Source organism: Methanobrevibacter sp. (genome assembly GCF_017409525.1).
Taxonomy (GTDB): Archaea; Methanobacteriota; Methanobacteria; order Methanobacteriales; family Methanobacteriaceae; genus Methanocatella.
In genome coordinates this window covers 1-23,317 of record NZ_JAFQSO010000005.1, presented here as the reverse complement: position 1 = coordinate 23,317, position 23,317 = coordinate 1, and the positions used below count along the sequence as shown (strand labels likewise).

At 33.7% G+C, this 23,317-nt stretch carries 10 protein-coding genes; 8 read left to right on the top strand and 2 right to left on the bottom strand.

Going from position 1 to position 23,317, the window contains the following annotated elements; translation table 11 throughout:
- The first annotated feature begins 163 nt into the window (after positions 1-163).
- Positions 164-12,727: a non-ribosomal peptide synthetase gene (locus IJE64_RS02710; RefSeq protein WP_292781679.1), complete on the top strand. Its 12,564-nt coding sequence runs from the start codon at positions 164-166 to the stop codon at positions 12,725-12,727.
- A gap of 11 nt (positions 12,728-12,738) precedes the next feature.
- Positions 12,739-14,421, top strand: coding sequence for an MATE family efflux transporter (locus tag IJE64_RS02705; protein ID WP_292781676.1), 1,683 nt, complete (start codon positions 12,739-12,741; stop codon positions 14,419-14,421).
- Positions 14,422-14,699: 278 nt separating this feature from the next.
- Here the strand turns inward: IJE64_RS02705 and IJE64_RS02700 are convergent, their stop codons facing one another.
- On the bottom strand, positions 14,700-15,293 hold the full coding sequence (locus IJE64_RS02700) for a stage II sporulation protein M (RefSeq protein WP_292781673.1): 594 nt from the start codon (positions 15,291-15,293) through the stop codon (positions 14,700-14,702).
- A 220-nt stretch (positions 15,294-15,513) separates the two neighbouring features.
- Complete coding sequence (locus IJE64_RS02695) at positions 15,514-15,810, bottom strand: STAS domain-containing protein (RefSeq protein ID WP_292781670.1); 297 nt, start codon at positions 15,808-15,810, stop codon at positions 15,514-15,516.
- A 187-nt stretch (positions 15,811-15,997) separates the two neighbouring features.
- Here IJE64_RS02695 and IJE64_RS02690 point away from each other — a divergent pair, with 187 nt between their 5' ends.
- The 6 genes from IJE64_RS02690 (at position 15,998) to IJE64_RS02665 (ending at position 23,075) form a co-directional block, all read left to right on the top strand.
- Positions 15,998-16,774, top strand: coding sequence for a hypothetical protein (locus tag IJE64_RS02690; protein WP_292781667.1), 777 nt, complete (start codon positions 15,998-16,000; stop codon positions 16,772-16,774).
- 589 nt (positions 16,775-17,363) lie between these two features.
- Positions 17,364-17,753, top strand: a complete 390-nt coding sequence (locus IJE64_RS02685; protein ID WP_292781665.1) for a helix-turn-helix domain-containing protein — start codon at positions 17,364-17,366, stop codon at positions 17,751-17,753.
- A gap of 15 nt (positions 17,754-17,768) precedes the next feature.
- Positions 17,769-18,206 carry a cyclophilin-like fold protein gene (locus tag IJE64_RS02680; RefSeq protein ID WP_292781664.1) on the top strand — a complete coding sequence of 146 codons (438 nt, stop codon included), beginning with the start codon at positions 17,769-17,771 and terminating at the stop codon, positions 18,204-18,206.
- A 21-nt stretch (positions 18,207-18,227) separates the two neighbouring features.
- The gene (locus IJE64_RS02675; RefSeq protein WP_292781661.1) at positions 18,228-19,193 is read left to right on the top strand and encodes an alpha/beta hydrolase; all 966 of its coding nucleotides are present in this window, start codon (positions 18,228-18,230) and stop codon (positions 19,191-19,193) included.
- A 99-nt stretch (positions 19,194-19,292) separates the two neighbouring features.
- Positions 19,293-19,415 carry a hypothetical protein gene (locus IJE64_RS02670; RefSeq protein ID WP_292781659.1) on the top strand — a complete coding sequence of 41 codons (123 nt, stop codon included), beginning with the start codon at positions 19,293-19,295 and terminating at the stop codon, positions 19,413-19,415.
- A 150-nt stretch (positions 19,416-19,565) separates the two neighbouring features.
- Complete coding sequence (locus IJE64_RS02665; protein ID WP_292781656.1) at positions 19,566-23,075, top strand: C1 family peptidase; 3,510 nt, start codon at positions 19,566-19,568, stop codon at positions 23,073-23,075.
- Positions 23,076-23,317: the final 242 nt, after the last annotated feature.

Sequence of the window (23,317 nt, the reverse complement as noted above, 5' to 3'; positions counted from 1 at the left end):
CGTAAAGGAAATTTCAGAGCCAAGCTATATTGATACTCAAACTAGATTATTTAGATTAATAGTTTTATCTAATGCTATCTTTCACGGAATAATAATTTTTTTTGATAAATTATTTATTATCTTGTTTAGATATTATTTATTAGTTATAATTTGAAGGTTTGATATGATGGAGGATAAAACTAGCGATTTTTTCAGTGAATATTTGTCAGGATTGTGTTGGGATTTTGATGAATCAACTTTAATTTCTCCGAATGTGAATGGTGAAAAAGAAAAGGGCATAATCGAAAAATCTGAATATGAAATTAAGAAAGAGAGTTTAGTTGGATTTGCTGAATCCAATTCGATTTCAATCAATGAGCTTTTATTGGCAAGTTTGATTTTAACACTCAATAAATTCAATTTTTCAAATGAAACCTTAATTTTCAATCAGAATAATGTCCCATTTGCCACAAAATTTGAAAACAGACAAATTTCCATTAGGGAATTTCTAGAAACTATTCATGAGAATTATATTAAAGTGTTGGAATTTGATGAATATTTCAATAATGATGATCTTCTTTTAAAGCCGGAATTCTATTATACGTTTGATGAATATTTAAAATCAGATGCAGAGTATTCCAATTATCTAAGCATTGTTGAAAATGATGAAACTGTTTTATTGTCCTTGTTTTATAATGATGAATTATATACCAAAGATTTCATTGATTTATTCTTATCAAGCCTTGAAAAAATCGTTGAAGAAATAGCTAATGCTAATGTTGATAAAACAAATATCTGCGATATTGCTCTTGTCAGCGAAAATGAACATGTTGTCTTCTCTGAAGTTGAAATGCCTTTGATTCACAAGCGCTTTGAAAAACAGGTAATGAATAAAGGTGATGAAACTGCTCTTGTTGCAAGTGACGCTACATTGACCTACAGGCAGTTGGATGAAAAAGCGAATGTTATTGCAAACGCTTTGATGGATAAAGGAGTCAAGCCGAAAAGCAATGTTCTAGTCATGCTTTCAAGAAACAGCAATTTGATTGCTTCCATTTTGGGTATTCTTAAGGCGGGTTGTGCATTCATTCCGATTGATCCGGAATATCCTCAGGAGAGGATAAACTATATTTATGAAAACAGTCAGGCGGATTACATTATTGCCGATGAATCAGGAGAAAAATCTTTAGACATTGAAGAACTGCTTAAAGAAGGCAATTCACAAAATCCTGACGTTGATGTTGGTTCTGATGATTTGGCATATATGATTTACACTTCAGGATCCACTGGCAATCCTAAAGGTGTAATGATTGGCCATGAAAACATTTGTAATCAGGTTTCAAATCCTAAATCCGCTTATGATAGCTTGCTTTGTATTACAACCATTTCATTTGACGTGTCTGTTGATGACATATTGACTTCTCTTTCCAATGGTTTGAAATTGATACTTGCTGATGATACTCAAATCAAAAATATTCCTGCTTTAATAAAGTTAATCGATGAAAATAAACCTGAAATTTTAGACATCACTCCTTCAAGGCTTGCTTCCTATCTTGAGGTAAAAGAATTCTGCAATGTTATGTCCTGCTTGAAGTGTATTTTCATTGGTGGGGAGAAATTTTCAGCAAAGGTTTATGAAGATTTGAGAAAATACAGTGATGCTGTTGTCTATAATAGTTATGGTCCAACAGAAACAACAATCACCTCAAACAACAAAGAAGTCACAGACGTAAACGATTTGACAGTGGGACTTCCTCATACTAACTATGTCACTGATGTTCGTGATATTGACGGTAAATTGGTCCCTGATGGTGTAATGGGTGAATTGTACATTGGAGGTACCGGTGTAGGTAAAGGATACTACAACATGCCGGAAAAAACTGAAGAAGTGTTCCTGACTATCAATGACATTCCATATTACAGAAGTGGAGACTATGCTATTGCAACAGTTAATGGTGAAATCGATATTAAAGGAAGAATAGACAACCAAATCAAACTCAGAGGATTAAGAATAGAAATCGGTGAAATAGAATCAAACATTGGACAATATCCAAATATCAAACAAACGGTTGTTGTAATCAAGGAAATCAACAACAACGACCATTTATGCACTTATTATACTGCTGAACGAGAAATAGACACTGAAGATTTAAAAGAATTTTTAAAAGGCCGTCTTACTCGTTACATGGTCCCGACCGTGTTCATGCAGCTTGATGAGATGCCACAAACACCAAACGGCAAGACAGACTTGAAACAACTGCCAGAACCTCAACTTAAATTGTCATTTACGCTACCGGAAACTGAAACTGAAATAATGGTGCATGAAATTGCTTCATCCATCAGCAGAACAAAGGAATTCGGTACTACTGATGATTTGTATGCTGTCGGATTTACTTCATTGTCTCTGATGAAATTAAATGCAAGGATTTATGAGGAAATGGGTGTTAATTTAGATATTATTTCGTTATTGAATGATCCTACAATTAAAAATATTGCAAATGAAATAGAAAACAATGATATTCTAGATTTGAATAGTGTAATTGAAGCATCCAGGGATATGGTTTATTATCCATTGACAGAAAATCAAATGGGAATCTATTATGAGTGCATTCAAAGTGGTGATGTTGCACAGTATAATCTTCCGTCAGTTATAAGATTCGGCAGTGAAATTGATGTTGACAGATTACATGGTGCTGTCATTAAGACAATTGAAGCATATCCTTATCTTAAAACCAGAATTGTGGTACAAGAAGGTAAGGTGATGTTGAAACGTGATGATTCAATCGATATTGAGGATATTCCAATTGTTAATGTTGATACTATTTCCGATGAAGAAATCGAAAAAGAAAATGTAAAACTATTCGATTTGCATAATGACCAATTATTCAGATTTAAAATCTATAATACTCCTAGTGAAACAGTTTTATTCTCAGATGTCCACCATATAATTTCCGACGGTGAATCATTGGACAAGCTGTTCACAAATATTTCCAATGCCTATCAGGGAATTGAAATTGAAAAAGAAACAATTAATGGTTACATTAACAGTATAATTGAAAGTGAAAATGAAAACAGCGAAAAATATGAATTGTCCAGGGAATTCTTCCATGATAAATTAACTCAGGAAGTTGATTCAACTGTACTGACTCCTAATTTGAATGGTAATTTTGAAGAAGGAATTTTAAAATCAATTTCCAAAAATATCGACCCAGTATTGGTTAATAAGTTTTGCAGCGAAAACAGGATAACACCTAACGTCTTATTCATGGCTGTAACAATGCTGAACTTGAATAAGTATACATTCAATGACAAAACTTTGATTACAACTATTTTCAACGGAAGGTCAGACTCATCATTCATCAACACACAGGCATTTCTTGTTAAAACGCTTCCGATTGTTTCAATCAATGATGATAGGACATTATCATTTAAAGAATATTTAAATTCAGTCAATGATGTCTGGATGGAAACCATTAGTCATTCTGATTATCCTTATACTAAGATTTCTGAAGAGTTCGGATTGAAACCGGAGTTTTTCTATGCATACAATAATCTTGACGCTGAAAATATTGAGATTGATGGTAAAACTTATAAAGTAAAATATCTGAATTCACTCGAAGTTAACTATAAGATATCTTTGGAAGTCAATGAAACTTGGGATAATATTGAATTATTCCTTGAGTACAATGACCAATTGTACAGCGCAGATTACATAGATACATTCTTAAATTGCATAGTCAGTGTAATAAATCAATTAATTGAAGCAGATATTGAAAAATTAAGCATTGGTGAAATAGAATTGGGTGAAAGTAAAGGGACACCTACATTCACACATGTTGATATGCCGATTTTACATAAACGCTTTGAAAAACAAGTGGCTGACAAAGGTGGCGAAACTGCTCTTGTTGCAACTGATGCCACATTTACATACAAGCAGTTGGATGAAAAGGCAAATGTTATTGCAAATGCTTTGATTAAAAGAGGAGTCAAGCCGAAAAGCAACGTTTTGGTAATGCTTTCAAGGGACAGCAATTTGGTTGCTTCCATTTTAGGTATTCTTAAAGCCGGTTGTGCGTTCATTCCGATTGATCCGGAATATCCTCAGGAAAGAATTAATTATATTTATGAAAACAGTCAGGCGGATTATATTATTGCAAATGAATCTGGAGAAAAATCCTTAGACATTGAAGAACTGCTTAAAGGCGGCAATACAGAAAATCCTAACGTTGATGTTGGTCCTGATGATTTGGCATATATGATTTACACCTCAGGTTCAACAGGCAATCCTAAAGGTGTGATGATTAGCCATGAAAACATCTGTAATCAGGTTTCAAATCCTAAATCCACTTATGACAGTTTGCTTTGTATTACAACTATCTCTTTTGACGTGTCTGTTGATGATATATTGACATCACTTTCAAATGGGCTGAAATTGATACTTGCTGATGATACTCAAATCAAGAATATTCCTGCTTTAATCAAGTTAATCGATGAAAACAAACCTGAAATTTTAGACAGCACTCCTTCAAGACTTGCTTCCTATCTTGAAGTAAAGGAATTCTGCAATGTTATTTCCTGCTTAAAGTGTATTTTCATTGGTGGGGAGAAATTTTCAGCAAAGGTTTATGAGGATTTGAGAAAATACAGTGATGCAGTTGTCTATAACAGTTACGGCCCAACAGAAACAACAATCACCTCCAACAACAAAAATGTCACAAACGTAAACGATTTGACCGTAGGAATTCCTCATGATAATTATATAACTGATGTTCGTGACATTGATGGAAAATTGCTTCCTATTGGAGTAATGGGTGAATTGTACATTGGTGGTACCGGTGTAGGTAAAGGATACTACAATCTGCCAGAAAAAACCGAAGAGGTGTTTTTGACCATTGATGACATCCCATATTACAGAAGCGGGGACTATGCTATTGAACTTCCGAATGGTGAAATTGACATTAAAGGAAGAATCGACAACCAGATTAAACTCAGAGGATTAAGAATCGAAATCGGTGAAATAGAATCAAATATAGGTCAATATCCAAATATCAAACAAGCAATAGTTGTAATTAAGGAAATCAACAACAACGACCATTTATGTGCTTATTATACTGCTGATCGAGAAATAGACGCCGAAGATTTAAAAGAGTTTTTAATAGGTCGCCTTACTCGTTATATGGTTCCAACCGTGTTCATGCAGCTTGATGAGATGCCGCAAACACCAAACGGCAAGACAGACCTGAAACAGTTGCCTGAACCTCAACTTAAATTGGCTTTGGTGATGCCTGAAACTGAAACTGAAGAAAAATTATATGACATCGTTTCATCAATTGCAGATGTCGATGAATTTGGTATTACAGATGACTTATACGCCATTGGTTTTACTTCATTGACATTGATGAAATTAAATTCCATAATCTATGAGCAATTGGGTGCGAATTTGGACGTTTCAGTATTATTCAATGAGCCGACAGTTAAAAACTTTGCAATAGAAATCGATATCTCATCTGAAAAAGAGTCTGGTCTTCAAGAGCTTATTGAATCAGCCAAAGGCATGGATTATTATCCATTGACTGAAAATCAATTGGGTATTTACTATGAATGTAAGCAAAATCCTGATGTGATTAAATATACAATGCCTACAACTGTAAGATTTGGCACGGATGTTGATGCAGATAAACTTAAACAGGCAATTATTGATACTATTGAAGCACATCCATATCTTAAAACAAGAATTGTAAATTATGATGGTGAATTGAAACAGAAAAGATGTGACGATGTGGCAATCGATGATATTGAAATTGTTAAAGTCGATAGCATTAGCGATGAGGACCTTGTTAGAAATGATGTTCGCCCAATCTCTATAGAGGACAGTCAGCTGTTCAAATTCAAGATATATGAAACTCCTGACGAAGTTGTCTTATTCACAGATTTCCATCACATTATTACTGATGGGGTGTCACAAAACAATTTATTTAGGGATATAGCGGATGTCTATGAAAATAGAGGCATATCTGAAGAAATAATCGATGGTTATACTTACAGCATTCTGGAAAAAGATGCAGAAGAAAGTGAAACATATCAGTCTGCAAAGGCATTTTTCGATGATAAATTGACACAAGGAATAGAATCCACTGTTCTAACTCCAGATTTAAATGGAAATCCCGATGAGGGTAAAATAAAAAATGTTTCTGATACTATTGATTCAAAATTAATTAATGAGTTCTGTAATGACAATTCCATAAGTAAAAATGCTTTGTTTATGGCAAGCACCATTTTGAATCTAAACAAATTCACATTCAGTGACAAAACATTAATTACAACAATATTCAACGGAAGATCAAGTCCAAGCTACTTCAATACTCAAGGATTTTTGGTAAAAACTGTTCCGTTTATAACCCATAATGAAAACAGGCAGATGTCAGTCAGAGATTTCATCAAATCCGTTGATCAAACCTGGAAAGATACTTTAACAAACAGTGCATATCCATATATTAAAATTGCTGAGAAATATCAATTGAAACCGGAATTCTTCTATAATTATCATGAATTTTTGGGATCAGATGAAATGATAATAAACAATAAGGAGTATATCCCACAAGAGTTGGCCGGGTTTTATATGGTTACAGTTGAATCTAAAATCAATTTGGCCATTTATGATAATGGTGATGAGTTTAATGTTGTCCTGGAATATAATGACCAGCTCTACAGTGAGGGTTATGTAAAAACATTCATACAATCCATGAAGAGGATTTTAGTTCAATTCCTTGAAAACGACATTGACAGTTGCAGAATCCGTGATGTAAAATTAAAAGATGATATGGAATCACATGAATTTATCGATGTGGAAATTCCATTTATCCATAAGCGCTTTGAAAAACAGGTTGATGAAACTCCGGATAACATTGCATTGGTTGCAAGCGACGGTTCATTGACTTACGGTGAACTTAACCAGAAAGCAAACCGTGTTGCCAATGCCCTTATAAGCAGGGGAATCAAGGCTAATAGTAATGTGTTAGTAATGCTTCCAAGGGATAGCAACCTTATTTCTGCCATTTTGGGTGTTTTAAAAGCGGGATGTGCATTCATACCTATTGATATAAACTACCCTAAAGGCAGAATTGATTATATTTTTGAAAACAGTCAGGCGGATTATTTAATAGCGGATGGAGTGATTGAAAATTCAATCGACATCAATGAACTGCTTGAAGAGGATAATGACTCAAATCCTCAAGTGGAAATCAATCCGGATGATTTGGCCTATATGATTTACACTTCAGGTTCTACAGGAAATCCTAAGGGAGTAATGACCAGCCATAAGAATATTACAAATCTGTTCTCAAAAAGCGAGGATAGCGTAATCTATAATGCATATTCAAAAATGAAAAAGACACTTGCACTTTCAACTGTTTCCTTTGACGCATTTTTACTGGATTTCATGCCGTTGACCTTCGGTTTGGAAATGGTGCTGGCTAACGACAGCGAAATAAAAAATATTAAGGAATTGGCTGAGTTAGTTGAAAGAGAAAAACCTGATGCACTTACATTTTCCGCACCATCAAGATTTAAACAGTATTTGGAATATGAGGAATTCGCCAAAGAAGTGCCTAACTTCAAGTATATAGGTGTTGGTGGAGAAATGGTGCCTCAGGACCTGATTTCACGGCTTTTAGAGTATCCTGATTTGGAAGTGTATAATATTTACGGTCCGACTGAAACAACAGTAACATGCAATACCCATAAACTTACCAGTGCAGAAAATATAACTGTTGGAAAAGCTCTGCACAATTGCATAACTGAAGTTAGGGATATTGACGGTAAATTGGTGCCTTCTGGAGTAATGGGCGAGCTATACATTGGAGGAAATGGTGTAGCTAGAGGATATTACAATCTGGAGGAAAAAACCAAAGAAGTGTTCCTGCATATTAATGATATTCCATATTACAGAAGCGGAGACTATGCAATTGAACTTCCAAATGGCGAGTTGGTAATAAAAGGAAGAATTGACAACCAAATCAAATTAAGGGGGTTGAGAATAGAACTTGGTGAAATCGAATCCAATATTGCCAGATTCCCAGGCATTAAGCAGATGGTTGTTGTAATTGAAAAAATCAATGATGTTGAACATTTATGCGCTTATTTCACAGCAGATAAGGAAATAGATATAAATCTCCTGAAAAGGTATTTGGGAAATAAATTAACTGAATATATGGTTCCAACTGTATTTATGCAGCTTGATGAGATGCCAATATCTCCAAACGGTAAGACTGACATTAAAAGACTTCCAAAACCAAAATTAAATCTGGATTATGTTGAAGCGGAAGGTGAAACTGAAGAAAAATTAGTTGAAATGGTTGCATCAATTGCAAATACAACTAAATTCGGTACAACAGATGATTTATATCAATTGGGTTTCTCTTCTTTAACATTAATGAAATTAAACTCAATGATTTTCAATGAGATGAATGTGAACATTGATGTGACATCTCTGTTCACAAATCCAACAATTAAATCGCTTGCAGATAAAATTGACAATCATGTGGAATCCGAAATAGACCTGGATGAAATTATTGAAACTGCAAAGGATATGGAATATTTCCCATTGACTGAAAACCAAATGGGAATCTACTATGAGTGTATGCAGACCGAAAAAATCAAATACACAATGCCTTTTGCATTAAGGTTTGAAAGCAGCATTGATCCTAATAAACTTAAAGATGCGGTTATTAAAACTGTTGAGGCACATCCATATCTTAAAACAAGAATTATTAATACTACTGATGGAAAAGTATTGCAAAAAAGATGCGATGATGCTGAAATTGATGAAATAGAAATTGTTGAAATAGACTCTATTAGCAATAGGGAAATAATGGATAGGGACATAAAACCGATTCCATTAGACAATAATCAATTGTTCAGATTTAAAATCTATAAAACACCAGCAGAAACCATATTATTCGTTGATTTCCATCATATTATTACTGACGGAGTGTCTCAAGGCATTTTCTTCAATGATTTGGCCAAGGCATATAATGATGAAGAAATCGAAGCTGAAAAGATTAACGGATTCGAATACAGTCTGATTGAAGAGAAAACTTCTGTTAGCGAGGTTTCCGAGAAATTCTTCAAAAAACAATTTAGCCAAGACATTGAATCAACAGTTTTAACTCCAAATATTAATGGTAATCCTGATATTGGAAATATTAAACTTGTTTCAGATCAAATGGGCTCTAATTTTATCAGGCACTTCTGTAAAGACCATTCAATAAGTCCAAACGTTTTATTTATGGCCGCTACTCTTTTAAGCCTTAATAAGTTTACATTCAGTGGCAAGTCATTAATTACAACAATCTTTAACGGTAGGGCAAACTCTAGTTACTCCAATACGCAGGGAATGCTGGTTAAGACATTGCCTGTTATTGTAAATGGTGAAAATCGTGACATGATGGTAGAAGATTACATAAAAATTGTTGATAAAGCATGGAAAGATGCATTAATTCACAGCGATTATCCATACACAAAACTTTCAGAAGACTATCAGTTAAAACCGGAATTCTTCTATGCATTCCATGAATCCATAAAGAATGATCTTGAACTTGAGGGCAAATCTTATGAAGCAATTGACCTTGACGGTACTGTTTCAACAGATTATAAAATAAACATGGACATTTATGATGATGGGGAACTTATTACTCTGTATCTGGAATATAACGACCAAATCTATACTGAAGAGTATGTAAATCTGTTCGTGCGTTCAATTAAATATATCTTATTCCAATTCTTCGTAAACGATATGGATAAGCTAAAACTAAATGACATTGAACTGATTGAAGGGGAAACTCCAGAATTTGAAGAAATTGATAATCCTATTTTACATAAACGCTTTGAAAAACAGGTTGTTGAAAAAGCAAATGCTGTGGCATTGGTTGCAAGTGATGCCACTTTAACTTATGGTGAATTGAATGAGAAAAGTAATATGATTGCTAATGCATTAATCAGGAGAGGCGTAAAACCTAAAAGCAATGTCCTTATTATGCTTAAAAGGGACAGCAATTTGATTTCTTCCATTTTGGGTGTCCTGAAAGCAGGCTGTGCATATGTTCCTATTGATCCGGAATATCCTCAGGAAAGAATCAACTACATTTATGAAAACAGTCAGGCAGATTACATCATAAGCTATGAGACTTCTGACAACTCCATTAATGTCAATGAACTTCTTGAAGAGGAGAATACCGTTAATCCTAATGTGGAGGTTCTTCCAGATGATTTGGCATATATGATTTATACTTCAGGATCAACCGGTAATCCTAAAGGAGTAATGATTACTCATAAAAACATCTGCAATCAGGCTCAAAACCCTAAATCCACTTATGATAGCTTGCTTTGTATTACAACTATCTCTTTCGACGTTTCTGTTGATGACATATTGACATCTCTTTCAAATGGATTGAAATTGATATTGGCTGATGATGTTCAAATCAAGAACGTCCCTGAGCTCATTAAATTGATTGATGAAAATAAACCTGAAGTTTTAGAAATTACTCCATCAAGAATCGGATCATATCTCGAATTGGAGGAATTCTGTAATGTGATTTCTTGTTTAAAATGTATTTTCCTTGGTGGAGAGCAATTTTCAGCAAAAGTCTATGAAAATCTAAGAAAATACAGTGATGCTATTGTCTATAACAGTTACGGTCCAACAGAAACAACAATTACTTCCAACAACAAATCAGTCACTGATGTAAACGATTTGACTGTTGGTCCTCCTTTAAGAAACTATGTCACTGACGTTCGTGACATTGACGGTAAATTGCTTCCTAATGGAGTAATGGGTGAATTGTACATTGGAGGTATGAGCGTTGGAAAAGGATACTACAACATGCCTGAAAAAACCAAAGAGTCATTCTTAACCATCAATGGCATTCCATATTACAAGAGTGGTGATTATGCTATTGAACTTCCGAATGGTGAAATTGACATTAAAGGAAGAATAGACAATCAGATTAAACTCAGAGGATTAAGAATCGAAATAGGTGAAATTGAAACCAATATTGGCCAATATCCGAACATAAGGCAGGCTGTTGTTGTAATTAAGGAGATTAACAATGTTGATCATTTATGTGCATATTACACTGCCAATAGCGAAATTGACACTGATGATTTAAAAGAGTTCTTAAAAGACAGACTTACCAATTATATGATTCCGACAGTGTTCATGCAGCTTGATGAAATGCCTCAAACACCAAATGGAAAAACGGATACTAAACAACTTCCTGAACCAAAAATGGACTTGAATTATGTGGCTCCAAAAACAAAACTTGAACAGGAACTTTGTGCAATATATTCATCCATATTGAATATAGAAACTGTTGGTGCAGAGGATAATTTCTTTGAGATTGGTGGAACATCACTTATTGCATCAAAACTAATTATTGAACTGCTTAAACAGGGATATACTGTCAGATATGATGACATATTCAGGAAGAAAACTCCTAAAGCTTTAGCTAAACTGTTGTCTGGAGAAAGCGGTTCGGAAGAGAAGTTGAATATAGAAGAGGATCTCATTAAAAACTACGATTACAGTGAAATCAATGAACTTCTCGAAGAAAATACCTTAGAAAGCTTCCTTGAAGGTGAAAAGATGGAATTGGGCAATGTCCTATTGACCGGAGCTACCGGATTTTTAGGAATCCATATCCTATACGAATTCATCAAAAATGAGGAAGGAAACATCTATTGTATGTTGAGAAAAGGCAGTTTTGATTCATGTGAAGAACGGTTAATTGATTTGATGGATTATTACTTTGATGAAGATTTCACTGATTTAATAGGGTCACGAATCATTGCAATCGAAGGGGACATAACTGATATTGATGACTTTAAAAAGCTTGAAGATGCACCTGTCGATACAATAATAAATTCAGCGGCACTTGTAAAACATTATACTGCCGATGATTATATATTCAGGGTAAATGTCGACGGTGTAATCAATGGACTCAAGTTTGCTCAAACAAGGAATAACATAAAATATGTCCAGATATCAACTGTCAGCGTTCTTTCATCCTACTCTTTGAATGAAGAGGCATATCCAAATCAGGAATTTAATGAAAGAACATTGTATTACGAACAGGATCTGGAAAACAAATATGTATGCAGTAAATTTTTAGCTGAAAGAGCAGTTCTGCAAGCGGCAACCAAAGGGCTTTCAGTAAAGATAATCAGGGTAGGAAACCTGATGAGCCGTTACTCAGACGGTGTGTTCCAGAAAAACTATGATACAAATGCATTCTTAAACAACATAAAGACCATTAAAAAATTAGGAGCAATGAATCCTGCAATGGCCAATGAAAAGGTTGACATGAGCCAAATCGATTATGTTGCAAAAGGAATACTTGCATTGTGCAGGACTCCGGACAAATCCAGGGTATTCCACTGTATGAATAATCATTATATTTCCCATAGGGAGATTGTCGATGCATTGAATACATACGGCTATGGAATTGCTGAAGTCGATTTCGATGAATTCAAACAGATTTACGAACATAACATTAATGAGAATATACAGGGAATTATAACTGCCGATTTCTCAATTGATGACTTTGATGAGGAAGATGATTTCGAAGAGAATGTGGAAATCGAACAGACTGTTGATATTCTTCATTCATTAGGATTTGATTGGCCTGAGGCTGATGAAAAGTATCTTAAACGATTGTTCGATTATCTGAATAAATTGGATTATTTTGAATAAAGGTGAATAGCATGTCAAATGAAATTATTTCTCATAAATTCCGGGAATTGTTGCTGCCGTCATTACTTATAGCGATGGCATTAAATATAGCTTCAGTTGTTGATGCAAGTTTTGTATCAACATTCATCGGACACAATGCACAAGCGGCGTTACAGGTATTAGAACCTTTGGTATTGTTAATCACAATATTTGAATGGTTATTTGGATTGGGAGGTCAAATTTTAGCTTTAAATAAAAAGGCAGAATTTGATGAGGATGGAAGCAATCACTATTTCACAACATCTATGCTTGCAACAATAGTTCTCTCAGCTTTGATTTTAGTGGTGTGTTTTTTATTTAAAGATTCCTTAGTTAATCTATTGCACCCAACTGCCGGAGCATTACAATATGTAAATGCATATAGTCCATTTTTATTCATCAGTTTCCCGATTGCAACTATCCTGGGAGTTTTATGCCAGTTCATTCGTGTTGACGGACAGCCAAATTTCGCTTCAGGAGTGATTATTTTGGTAAATGTCATCAATATAATCTTGGATTATTTGTTCCTCGGCGTTTTTCATATGGGCATTGAAGGGGCATCACTTGCAATGCTGATAGGTTATGTAATCGGATTGTTGTGTACTTTAAAATATCATTTTGATTCAAAAAGAACTTTCAGATTCGTTTTATCCAAATTGAAATTCAGGGCTTGGATAACATCAACAATCGAAATAATTAAAATAGGCCTTCCGGGCGCAAGTATGGGCTTTTTTAATGTATTGTTGATCTATATCATGAATTTGATTGTTGGAGGAATTTTAGGAGAGCTGGGTTTGGACATATTCAACGTATGTGTGGTCGCATTGTTGCTGATAAGTATTTTAATCATGGGATTCGCCGAAACATTATCTTCCATTGTTCCTATCTATTATGCGCAAAATGATTTTTATAATCTGCATCATATTGTGCGAAATTCAATTTTAATTACATTAATCAGTTCAGTGATATTCACTGCATTCCTGTTGGTATTTCCTGACGGATTATTAATGTTTTTCAAACTTCAGCAGGTGCCTAATGACGCACTGGTGGAAAATGCGATTAGGATATACTCACTGGCATTCATACCTATGGCTTTTTCAACTATGCTGCTGTTTTACTATGAAGGAATTGAAAGAACAGTGGAATCAGGAATCATTACAATAATTTCAGAATTCCTGGGACCGTTAATGTTTACATACCTGTTATTCCCTTACATTGGCATCACCAGTGTCTGGTTATCTTTCCCGTTAGGTTTTATCCTATCGATAGTTGTTGTTGCCATTTATGTAAAAATAGTTGAAAGAAATGACACAGAATATTCCGGGCTGTTTTTCATTAGAAAGGGATTGATCGAAAAAACTAGAGATTACACTTTGGAAAGCAAAAATGATGATGCGGAATCTGAAATGTTCAATCATTTGGAGAGTTTGAATGTGGATAATTCCTCCATTGAAACATTGGATAAGATAATAAACACAATTTTTGATTCAAACAATGAAAATGTGCATGTGGAAATATTATTGATTGACTATGGGGATAAAATAACCATCAATATGAAGGATGAAGGAAAAAGGGAAGTGCTGAAAGATATTGAAAAATCATTTTCACAGGATAACATCAAAGTCAGTGAGGTATTGGGATTTAATAATATAGAATATGTAATTAATCGTAACTAACTAATTTAGCTTTTTTGGATTGAAAATTTGTTAATAGGGATAGTATAAGAATTTCTTTTAGATTTTGGCAAAATTTCGATTGAAATATCTTGACTTCTGTAAGTCGGGAGTTTTTTTTCTATCTGAAACAAATTTCACTAAGTTGTACATAATTTCACTGCTCCTTGACCATTTTCACAAGGAACGAAACAAAAATCGATAAAGTATCTTTTAAAAATTTATTTGGTAAAAAAAATAAAAAATTTAAAAATTACTGCAGTTTGATAAGATTATTTCATCTAGATTCCAAAAACTGATGAAACGATTCCTGGTGTAACATGAGCCTCTATGAAAGCGGCAATTGCCAGAAATATTATATCCAATACCAATAGAATCACTATGTCTTTCAAATCGGTTTTTATGCCGTCAAAGCTTCTGGTTTTAATTATGTTTATTTCCCTGCGTGTTATGATGAACGCTATGGTTAAGGCAAATACTGTGGCCATATATTCAATAATTCCATGTGGGAGTGTTGAAACAAGGCCGAATACAAAATCCTGTCCTATATAATGGCCTGCAATGAAACTGCTTGACAATACATTCCAAACAGAGAATATTGAAAATAATATTCCTCCAATCATTGTAATGATGTCTACCATGAAATTATGGACAAAATATTCAGAAGCGCTTGTGGCATTTTCGCTAATGCTCATATTTGTTTTGATATTGTGTTCATGGCCAAATGCAATCATTTCACTCATCTCGCCATAACTGTCTCCAGCTTCAAAATATCCCACAATGCTTCCGACGATTAATGATCCGAATACAATTATGAATGCTATTAATAGCAATTTTTTATTTCTATTTAAAAATTCCTTGTCAATAAAGTTCATATTGTTAATATATGTTTCAACAGGTAAAAAGTATTTACCATGATTTCAAAAACATTATGTGATTATTCTTCAGTTCATAGGTTGGTTGAATTAAAAAAAATTGAGTAGTTCCAGTGATGATTTGTTGTCGTATAATCCAAAATCTTTCGATACCTTTTTTTGGATGTTAAGAAGGTGGAGGTACTTTTAATTTGAATAGGGAGTGTTTCTCCCATCAATTTCATTCGATATCCAGAACCTTATCAAGGCCGGACATTACAAAAATCTCTTTAATGGTATCATTAACTTTAATTGTAACAGGAATGTTTTGAGAATCTAATTTCTTTTTAGAGCTAATTAAAACTCTTAAACCTGCACTGGAAATGTATTCTAAATCATTAAGATCGATAATTAATGAATCGAATTTGCCCATTTCGTCTATTATTTCATTTTCAAAATCAGGGGAAGTGATTGTATCGATTTTACCTTTAACAGTTATTGTTAAATCTTTTTCATTATATTCCTTTGTTAAATCCATGTTATCACATATTTTTTCTTATATTCTTAATTAAGCTGATTTTATATTTAAATTTATTGTGCAAGAATTCTCCGACTCTTTCAAAAACTTTGTTGATTTGAAATTTTTTGATGAAATTAGTTGTGAATTTTTAATTTTATCTAAAAATAGTTAAATTTAATAAATAGGTGGAGTAAAAGTTTTTATTATGCCTAATCAAAAAACAAATACTCCAAATAGTATTTTAGATGTTAAACAATATATATTTTGCGATTCTAATGGAGGATTAGTCCTTTCAGATCCTCGTTTTGTGAAAATTTTTAAATCCTGTCAAAAAGCTCTGAAATCTTTTGATTTAAGTTTTAAAAAGGATGTTCCTTATTTTAAAATGAGTTTAGCTAGATGTCCACATTGTGGAACTCGTCATGTTGTTAAATATGGTTTTACAAAAAGAACATTAGTATTTAAAGAAATTGGTAAAACTAATGTGAAGGTTCAGCGTTATATTTGCAAACGTTGTGATAAAACCTTTCAAACAGATTTAACAAGCCTTGTTGATAAAAACAGCAATTTTACGAATGAATTGAAAAGTGAATCAGAACATTTAATTTCAGATTATCTGGGAAGCTTAAAAAATGTTTGTAAATCATTTAAAAAATTCTTTGGAATCACGGTTTCACATCAAACAATTGAAAATTGGCTTTTTGTTAATGAAAACATTTTAGAATTTGATTTAGGGCGTTGCTCGGGTTATTATGTCTTTGATGTAGAATGGATAAAAATCAACGGAAAATGGAAATATCATCACACATTACTTGATTCTATTTCAAATTGCATCGTAGCCGATGCAATTTACGATACTGAAGATGATACAACTGAAAAGTTTTTAAGAGAATCTACAGCAAATAAAAATAAAATTGCAATCACAACAGATTTAGATAAAAAATATGCCTCAATTATCCCAAAATTAGGTTTTAAACATTAATTGTGTATTTTTCATACTAAAAAAAGTTTAAATAAACAATTAAAAACTTTTAAAGATAAAAATCGTATTTCTGACGAAGAATATCAAGAATGTCACAAACAACTGAAAATAATCAAAGATTTATTCGATTTAAATGATTATAATGAATTCAAAAATGAAGTACAATCTTTAATTTATCGTAAAGATGATTTTCATCCAGTGATTTATAAAATAATCAGAAAATCAATCACTCCACGATATAAAAAGCTTCATTTATCACTTAAAAGATAAACGAATTGAAAAAACAAGTAACAAAATTGAAAATGCATTTCAAAAAACAATGCCAAAATCAAGAAAACGAACATTCAAGACCAAACGAGGCGTTTTAAAACGAATCTATCGCAGAGATCTCATTTGGAATGACAATCGCAAAAAGGATTTTGAAAATCAACAAAGTTTTTGAAAGAGTCCTGATAAAGCCAATGTCAATACAATAAGGATTTGGGAAAAGGAAATGAAATAATTTCTTTTCCTTACTTTTTTTAAGAATGCATATTGTGGCATTTTTGCCACTATAACTATTAAAATATTAATGAACAAATATTTTTTCATGGCTCTTGAAGAAAAATTGTATGGCAATCAATTTGAAAGAAACATTGTGGGCAGTGCAATTAAATCCATAAGCAATAAATGGACTTTTTACATTTTAAAAGATTTGTTTTTGGGAAAAAAGCGTTTTTCACAATTTCAGGAAAACCGTCCAAATCTGGACAATAAATCTCTTGCAAGATGCCTTAAATCAATGGAAAACAATAATCTAATTGAAAAAAAGATAAATAATCATGAAACTGAATATTTCTTAACTTCAAAAGGAATGAAACTAAATAATGTATTATATGAATTAATTATTTTTGCTTTGGATACTCATGAGGGAGATTTTTACACAAATGAAGAAATCATCTTCATAAAAGAAAAGTATATTCATATTCTTAATTTATAATTTTGAGGCGATACAATGTCTTTTATTAAAAAATCCGGTTTAATAATTATATTGGGTTTAATTGCTTGTACTGCGGTTAGCGGGGATGACAGTATGGATGATTTGGTTAAAGTCAAAATCAATGATGAGGTATTTGATGTTAAATTGGAAAACAATTCCGCTACACAGGAACTGGTTAAAGAAATGAAAAAAGGAAATGTCACAGTTAATGCATCCGAGTATGGTGGTCTTGAAAAAGTGGGAGATTTAGGCTTTTCACTTCCAACAAGTGATGAAAATATTGGTACAAATCCTGGAGATATTGTATTGTATCAGGGAGACAAAATATCCTTGTTTTATGGTTCCCATTCATGGAGCTATACAAAACTTGGCAAAATAGATAATGTTGACTCCAATAAGCTTAAGGAAGTTCTGGGATTCGGTGATGTTACATTGGAGTTCAGTTTAAACTAATCTAATTAATATGGTGATATTATGGATATTGAGATAACAACAGAATGGGATAAGGTTTTTCCCAAAAGCGATAAGGTAAATCATGAAAAGGTAACATTCAAAAATAGATATGGAATCACTTTGGTTGCAGATTTATACAAGCCAAAAGATTCAAAAGATAAATTGCCTGCTATTGCATGTGCAGGACCATTCGGTGCTGTAAAAGAGCAGGTTTCAGGTCTTTATGCACAAACATTGGCTGAAATGGGATTTTTGACAATAGCTTTTGATCCTTCATTTACCGGTGAAAGTTCGGGCGAGCCTCGTGACATGGCATCCCCAGACATCAATACTGAAGATTTCCAGGCCGCAGTTGACTATCTTGTCACATCAGATGATGTTGACGGCGACAGGGTCGGAATTTGTGGAATCTGCGGGTGGGGAGGAATGGCTTTAAATGCAGCTTCTCTTGATACCCGTATCAAAGCAACAGTTACTTCAACAATGTATAATATGACTCGCATTACTGCAAAGGGATATTATGATGCGGATGATAATGCCGATGCAAGATATGAAATGAAAGTTGCCCTAAACAATCAAAGAACAGAAGACTTTAAAAACGGAGAATATGCAAAAGCCGGAGGGGTCATTAAAGAGGTGACAGATGACCTGCCACAATTTGTAAAGGATTACCATGACTTTTACATTGAGCCTTTAGGATATCATCCAAGATCTCCGGGTTCAAATGATGGATGGAATGTAATAGGATGCATGTCATTCATATCTCAGCCGATTATAGCATATTCTGATGAAATCAGAACACCAATTTTAATGATTCATGGGGAAAATGCACATTCCAGATATTTCTCAGAAGATGAATTTGCAAAATTGACTGGGGACAATAAGGAATTAATGATTATTCCGGATGCGGTTCACACTGATTTATACTATAAAACTGATGTAATCCCATTTGAAAAGATTGCAGAATTTTTTAATGAAAACTTGTAAGTTACTTTAAATAGTAACTTTTTTTTTTGTTTCGAAAACGATTTTTCACAATATGTATTGCAGTAATTTAGCTGTTATTATGCCAATGCCAACATTAAGATGGTAAAAAGGAACCAGAAGTTGCACAATCCCTTTTTGCCATTGTTGATTGGAAATATTGAGGATAGTGATGTTGCAAATGAAATTAATTGGCACAGCTATATTGACATGCAACAAACTTAAAATTGTTACAACAATGAATATCCTCCAAAAATAACTATAATGTATATTATATATGACAAACAAAACTTAACAATGTATAAAAATATGGAGGAAAAAATATTGAAATTTCATAAGATAGGCATAGTCTTTCTATCTTTATTGATAATGACAATGGGAGTTGTGTGTGCTGAAGATGCAAATCAGACAGTTAAAGACACATTGCAAGTGGATGACACACAGGATGTTATTTCCGATGCTTCTGAATTGTCATATGATGATTTATCAAAAAAGATAAATGAAGCAGATGATTCAATAACGTTAGAAAGTGATTATAAATATAAGGATACTGACAATATCAAGATAATTGAATTTAAAAATAGGGTATTGACCATTGATGGAAATAATCATGCAATCGATGCCGACGGCAAAACTGCCGTGTTTAAAGTGAATGGTGGAAATTTAACATTAAAAAATCTTGTATTTAAAAACACCAATGATACTGCAATACTACTGCAAGGTTGCACATTGAATACTATCAATGTCACATTCATAAATGCCAATTCTCAGGATTACGGAGGTGCAATATATGCCGACAATAGTAAATATTACAGTACCAACGATAAATTCACTGACAATTCCGCTAAAGAGGCTGGATCTGCATTATTCGCAAAGTCTTCCATAATGGATATAAAAAATGCAACATTTACAAACAAAAATCCTATAAGATGGAGTTTGATTTATGGAATCAGTTCTCAAATTATTGTTTCAGACACTATTTTTGCAAACACCACCTCAAGATATGCAACTGCAATATATAATTCATACTTCACAAATATCACAAGATCAAAATTCATTAACTTAAGTGCAATTGCAACTGGAGGCGCCGTTGCAGTAAAAGCCGATAGTCAAAAGATGTTTCCTCAATTATTAATCAATGACTGTGAATTTACAAACGTCAGTGCCGGAAGAAATGGTGGAGCTATTTTTGCAGATATCGCATCCGATAGTGATACTAAAGGCAAAGGATTTGTTGTAATCGAAAATACTCTGTTTAACAAAAACACTGCAGAATTTGGAGGAGCAATTGTTCAGCTTGGAGGAACCCTCGGTGTGCTAAACTCCAAGTTCACAGACAATATCGCATCTGAAAACGGAGGAGCAGTCTTCACATCAGGGGCAAATGTTGCAATCAGCAATGGCACCTTTACAAACAACAGAGCACATGAAATTGACGGATACGGTGGAGCCGTATATCTTGACTTTGAAGAGGCAATTATTGTCAATTCCACATTTGCAGATAATGTCGCAGGCACAGGAGAAGCGATTTACAGTTATACCTCTACTTACAAAATCAATAATACTCAGTTCAAAAACAATAATCTATTCACCAGATTCGATGACATGGGCTGTGAGATAACAAACTGCGGAGAATACTCAGCCACAATAAACGACAAGCAAATACCTTATCTCATCAGACACAACGGTGAAGAAATTATATTGAACCCGCAGTATATTAACGGTTCCGCTAAAGATTCTTACTTCAATCTAAATGATTTGGGATTGGTCACTCCTGTTAAAAACCAGGGCACAATGGGTTCATGCTGGGCATTTGGAGCAGCAGGCGCATTCGAATCAGCATACTTAATTGCAACAGGAATAGAACTGGACCTTTCCGAAAACAATATTCAAAACCTCTGCCTGCCTTATTCAGAATACGGACAAACAGCTACAACTGAGTCTGGAAACATGTTTATGTCTGCCGGATACTTTGTAAGCTGGCTGGGAGCAATCAACACAACTGATGATTTTTACGATGAGCTTGGAAAAGTGTCCACTTTGCAATATGGTCCTAATGCAATCCACACAGTAAATGCTGTTTTTATAAATATAAATAACAAGAATGCCATTAAGGAATACTTAACAAAATATGGGGCAATGAACCTGTTCGTATATGGTGCAAGTTCACAGGACAGCTCTTACAGTAACGTGTACAAGTCAGTTTACAACAAGGAATACTTCGGAAACCATTACGTTACATTAGTCGGATGGGACGATAATTTCTCAAAAAACAAATTTTCAACTAAAGCTCCGGGCAACGGTGCATGGATTTGTAAAAACAGTTGGGGAAGCCAATGGGGAGACGGAGGATATTTCTATCTTTCCTATTATGACAAATCATTAGTTACAGATGCAGTTGGATTCACATTCGACAATGTTGAGTACTATGAGACACTTTATCAAAATGAAGCCGTTGGAAGGTACACATTTCTTGAATACGATACATACGGACAGAAATATATCAGCGAAAACGGAGACATAATTGCTGCTGTCGGAACCTACTTTGAAACTGCCGGCAGTCCATATACCATTTCAGTATATGTCAATGATCATGTTGTTTACAGCCAAAGCGGAAAATCTGGTCATGCAGGATATGAAACAGTTAAATTGAACAAGTACATTGCAGTAGATTCAAATTCAACATTTGAAATCAGAATAAAATCCGCGTCAGTGCCGATTTCCACAACAACAAGAAGCATTCCAGTGCCTAATGTGAATTATATAATCAGTAACGGCAAGATAATTGACCTTGCAGGCCAAGATAAAATTGCTCCGGTTAAAGTATATACCTATCACAGTCCGGAAATTACCAAAACTATTGAAAAAGATTATAATCAAAATGAAACTATATTCACAGTTTACAATGTTTTTGAAGCCGACAGCATTCGCGCTAGCTTCAACAATACCAATTACACTATAGACATTGTTAATGGAACAGGAAGCATTTCACTAGGAGTTTTACCGAAAGGGGGATACCTGGTAACCATAACCTACAAAAACCAAACATTTTCAAGTGCGGTCATTGTAAATCCAAGCATTCGCGTTGTCGACGAAAAAGCTTTGACATGGGCATATGATGCATCAGGCTCTTTATCTCTAGAGGTCCTTGATTCAAATGGAAAACCTCTCAATAACGCTGCCATATCTGCCAAATTCGACAATAAAAAAATTTTCGGAGCAAAAACCAATGGAAAAGGTATATTAACCATACCAATCAAGGCAAAAAATTCAATCGGAAAACACTACCTTGACCTTGTAAATCCAAATACTGGTGAAAAACTAAGATTTACAGTCAAAATCGTTTCCAGATTCGTTGGAAATAAAAATCTTAACATGTACTATTACGACGGACATAAATACCAAGTGCGAGTAAAAGATGACAACGGAAATTTTGTCGGCAAAAACAAAGGCGTAACCATCAAAATAGGCAAAAAGTCATTTAAAGTAAAAACCAATGCCTACGGATATGCAACCTTGAAAATACCTTACAAGATCACTCCTGGAAAATACACAATTTCTGCAAAATACAAAGGTCAAACTGTAAAAAACAAATTAACTGTTAAACAGGTATTGAAAACCACAAAAACAGTTAAAGTCAAAAAGTCAGCCAAAAAACTTGTATTGAAAGCAACCCTCAAGAAAGGAAAAACAGCCATAAAAAGCAAGATTGTCAAATTCAAGGTCAACGGCAAAACCTACAAAGGAAGGACAAGCAAGTACGGAATTGCTAAGGTAACCATCAAAAAGGCTGCCATCAAAAAACTCAAAGCAGGTAAAAAATACACAATCAAAGTAAGCTACTTGAGTGATACTGTAAAAGCAACTTTAAAAGTTAGACGTTAGAGATCTAATCTCTAACCCATTATTTTTTTTTTAAGGATATGAGTGTTGGCAGAAATTATTAGATTTTGAACATTTTTCATTTACTCCATTAGATTTTTTAATATTTTGGCTTTGTAGAAATCCTCATTTTTATTGAATTTGAGTTGATCGATAGATGTTGTGGATTGTATTTTTGAGTTTTGTTTCTTTATTTGATAATTGTAGGCTTCTGCTTCGGTTTGTTCCGTTGAATATTCTTTTTA

Excerpts from the sequence above, each read along its gene's own strand:
- IJE64_RS02670 (WP_292781659.1), top strand. The coding sequence starts at position 19,293 with ATGGTAAAAAGGAACCAGAAGTTGCACAATCCCTTTTTGCCATTGTTG.
- IJE64_RS02685 (WP_292781665.1), top strand. The coding sequence starts at position 17,364 with ATGGCTCTTGAAGAAAAATTGTATGGCAATCAATTTGAAAGAAACATT.
- IJE64_RS02690 (WP_292781667.1), top strand. The coding sequence starts at position 15,998 with ATGCCTAATCAAAAAACAAATACTCCAAATAGTATTTTAGATGTTAAA.
- IJE64_RS02675 (WP_292781661.1), top strand. The coding sequence starts at position 18,228 with ATGGATATTGAGATAACAACAGAATGGGATAAGGTTTTTCCCAAAAGC.
- IJE64_RS02680 (WP_292781664.1), top strand. The coding sequence starts at position 17,769 with ATGTCTTTTATTAAAAAATCCGGTTTAATAATTATATTGGGTTTAATT.
- IJE64_RS02705 (WP_292781676.1), top strand. The coding sequence starts at position 12,739 with ATGTCAAATGAAATTATTTCTCATAAATTCCGGGAATTGTTGCTGCCG.
- IJE64_RS02700 (WP_292781673.1), bottom strand. The coding sequence starts at position 15,293 with ATGAACTTTATTGACAAGGAATTTTTAAATAGAAATAAAAAATTGCTA.
- IJE64_RS02665 (WP_292781656.1), top strand. The coding sequence starts at position 19,566 with ATGGGAGTTGTGTGTGCTGAAGATGCAAATCAGACAGTTAAAGACACA.
- IJE64_RS02695 (WP_292781670.1), bottom strand. The coding sequence starts at position 15,810 with ATGGATTTAACAAAGGAATATAATGAAAAAGATTTAACAATAACTGTT.
- IJE64_RS02710 (WP_292781679.1), top strand. The coding sequence starts at position 164 with ATGATGGAGGATAAAACTAGCGATTTTTTCAGTGAATATTTGTCAGGA.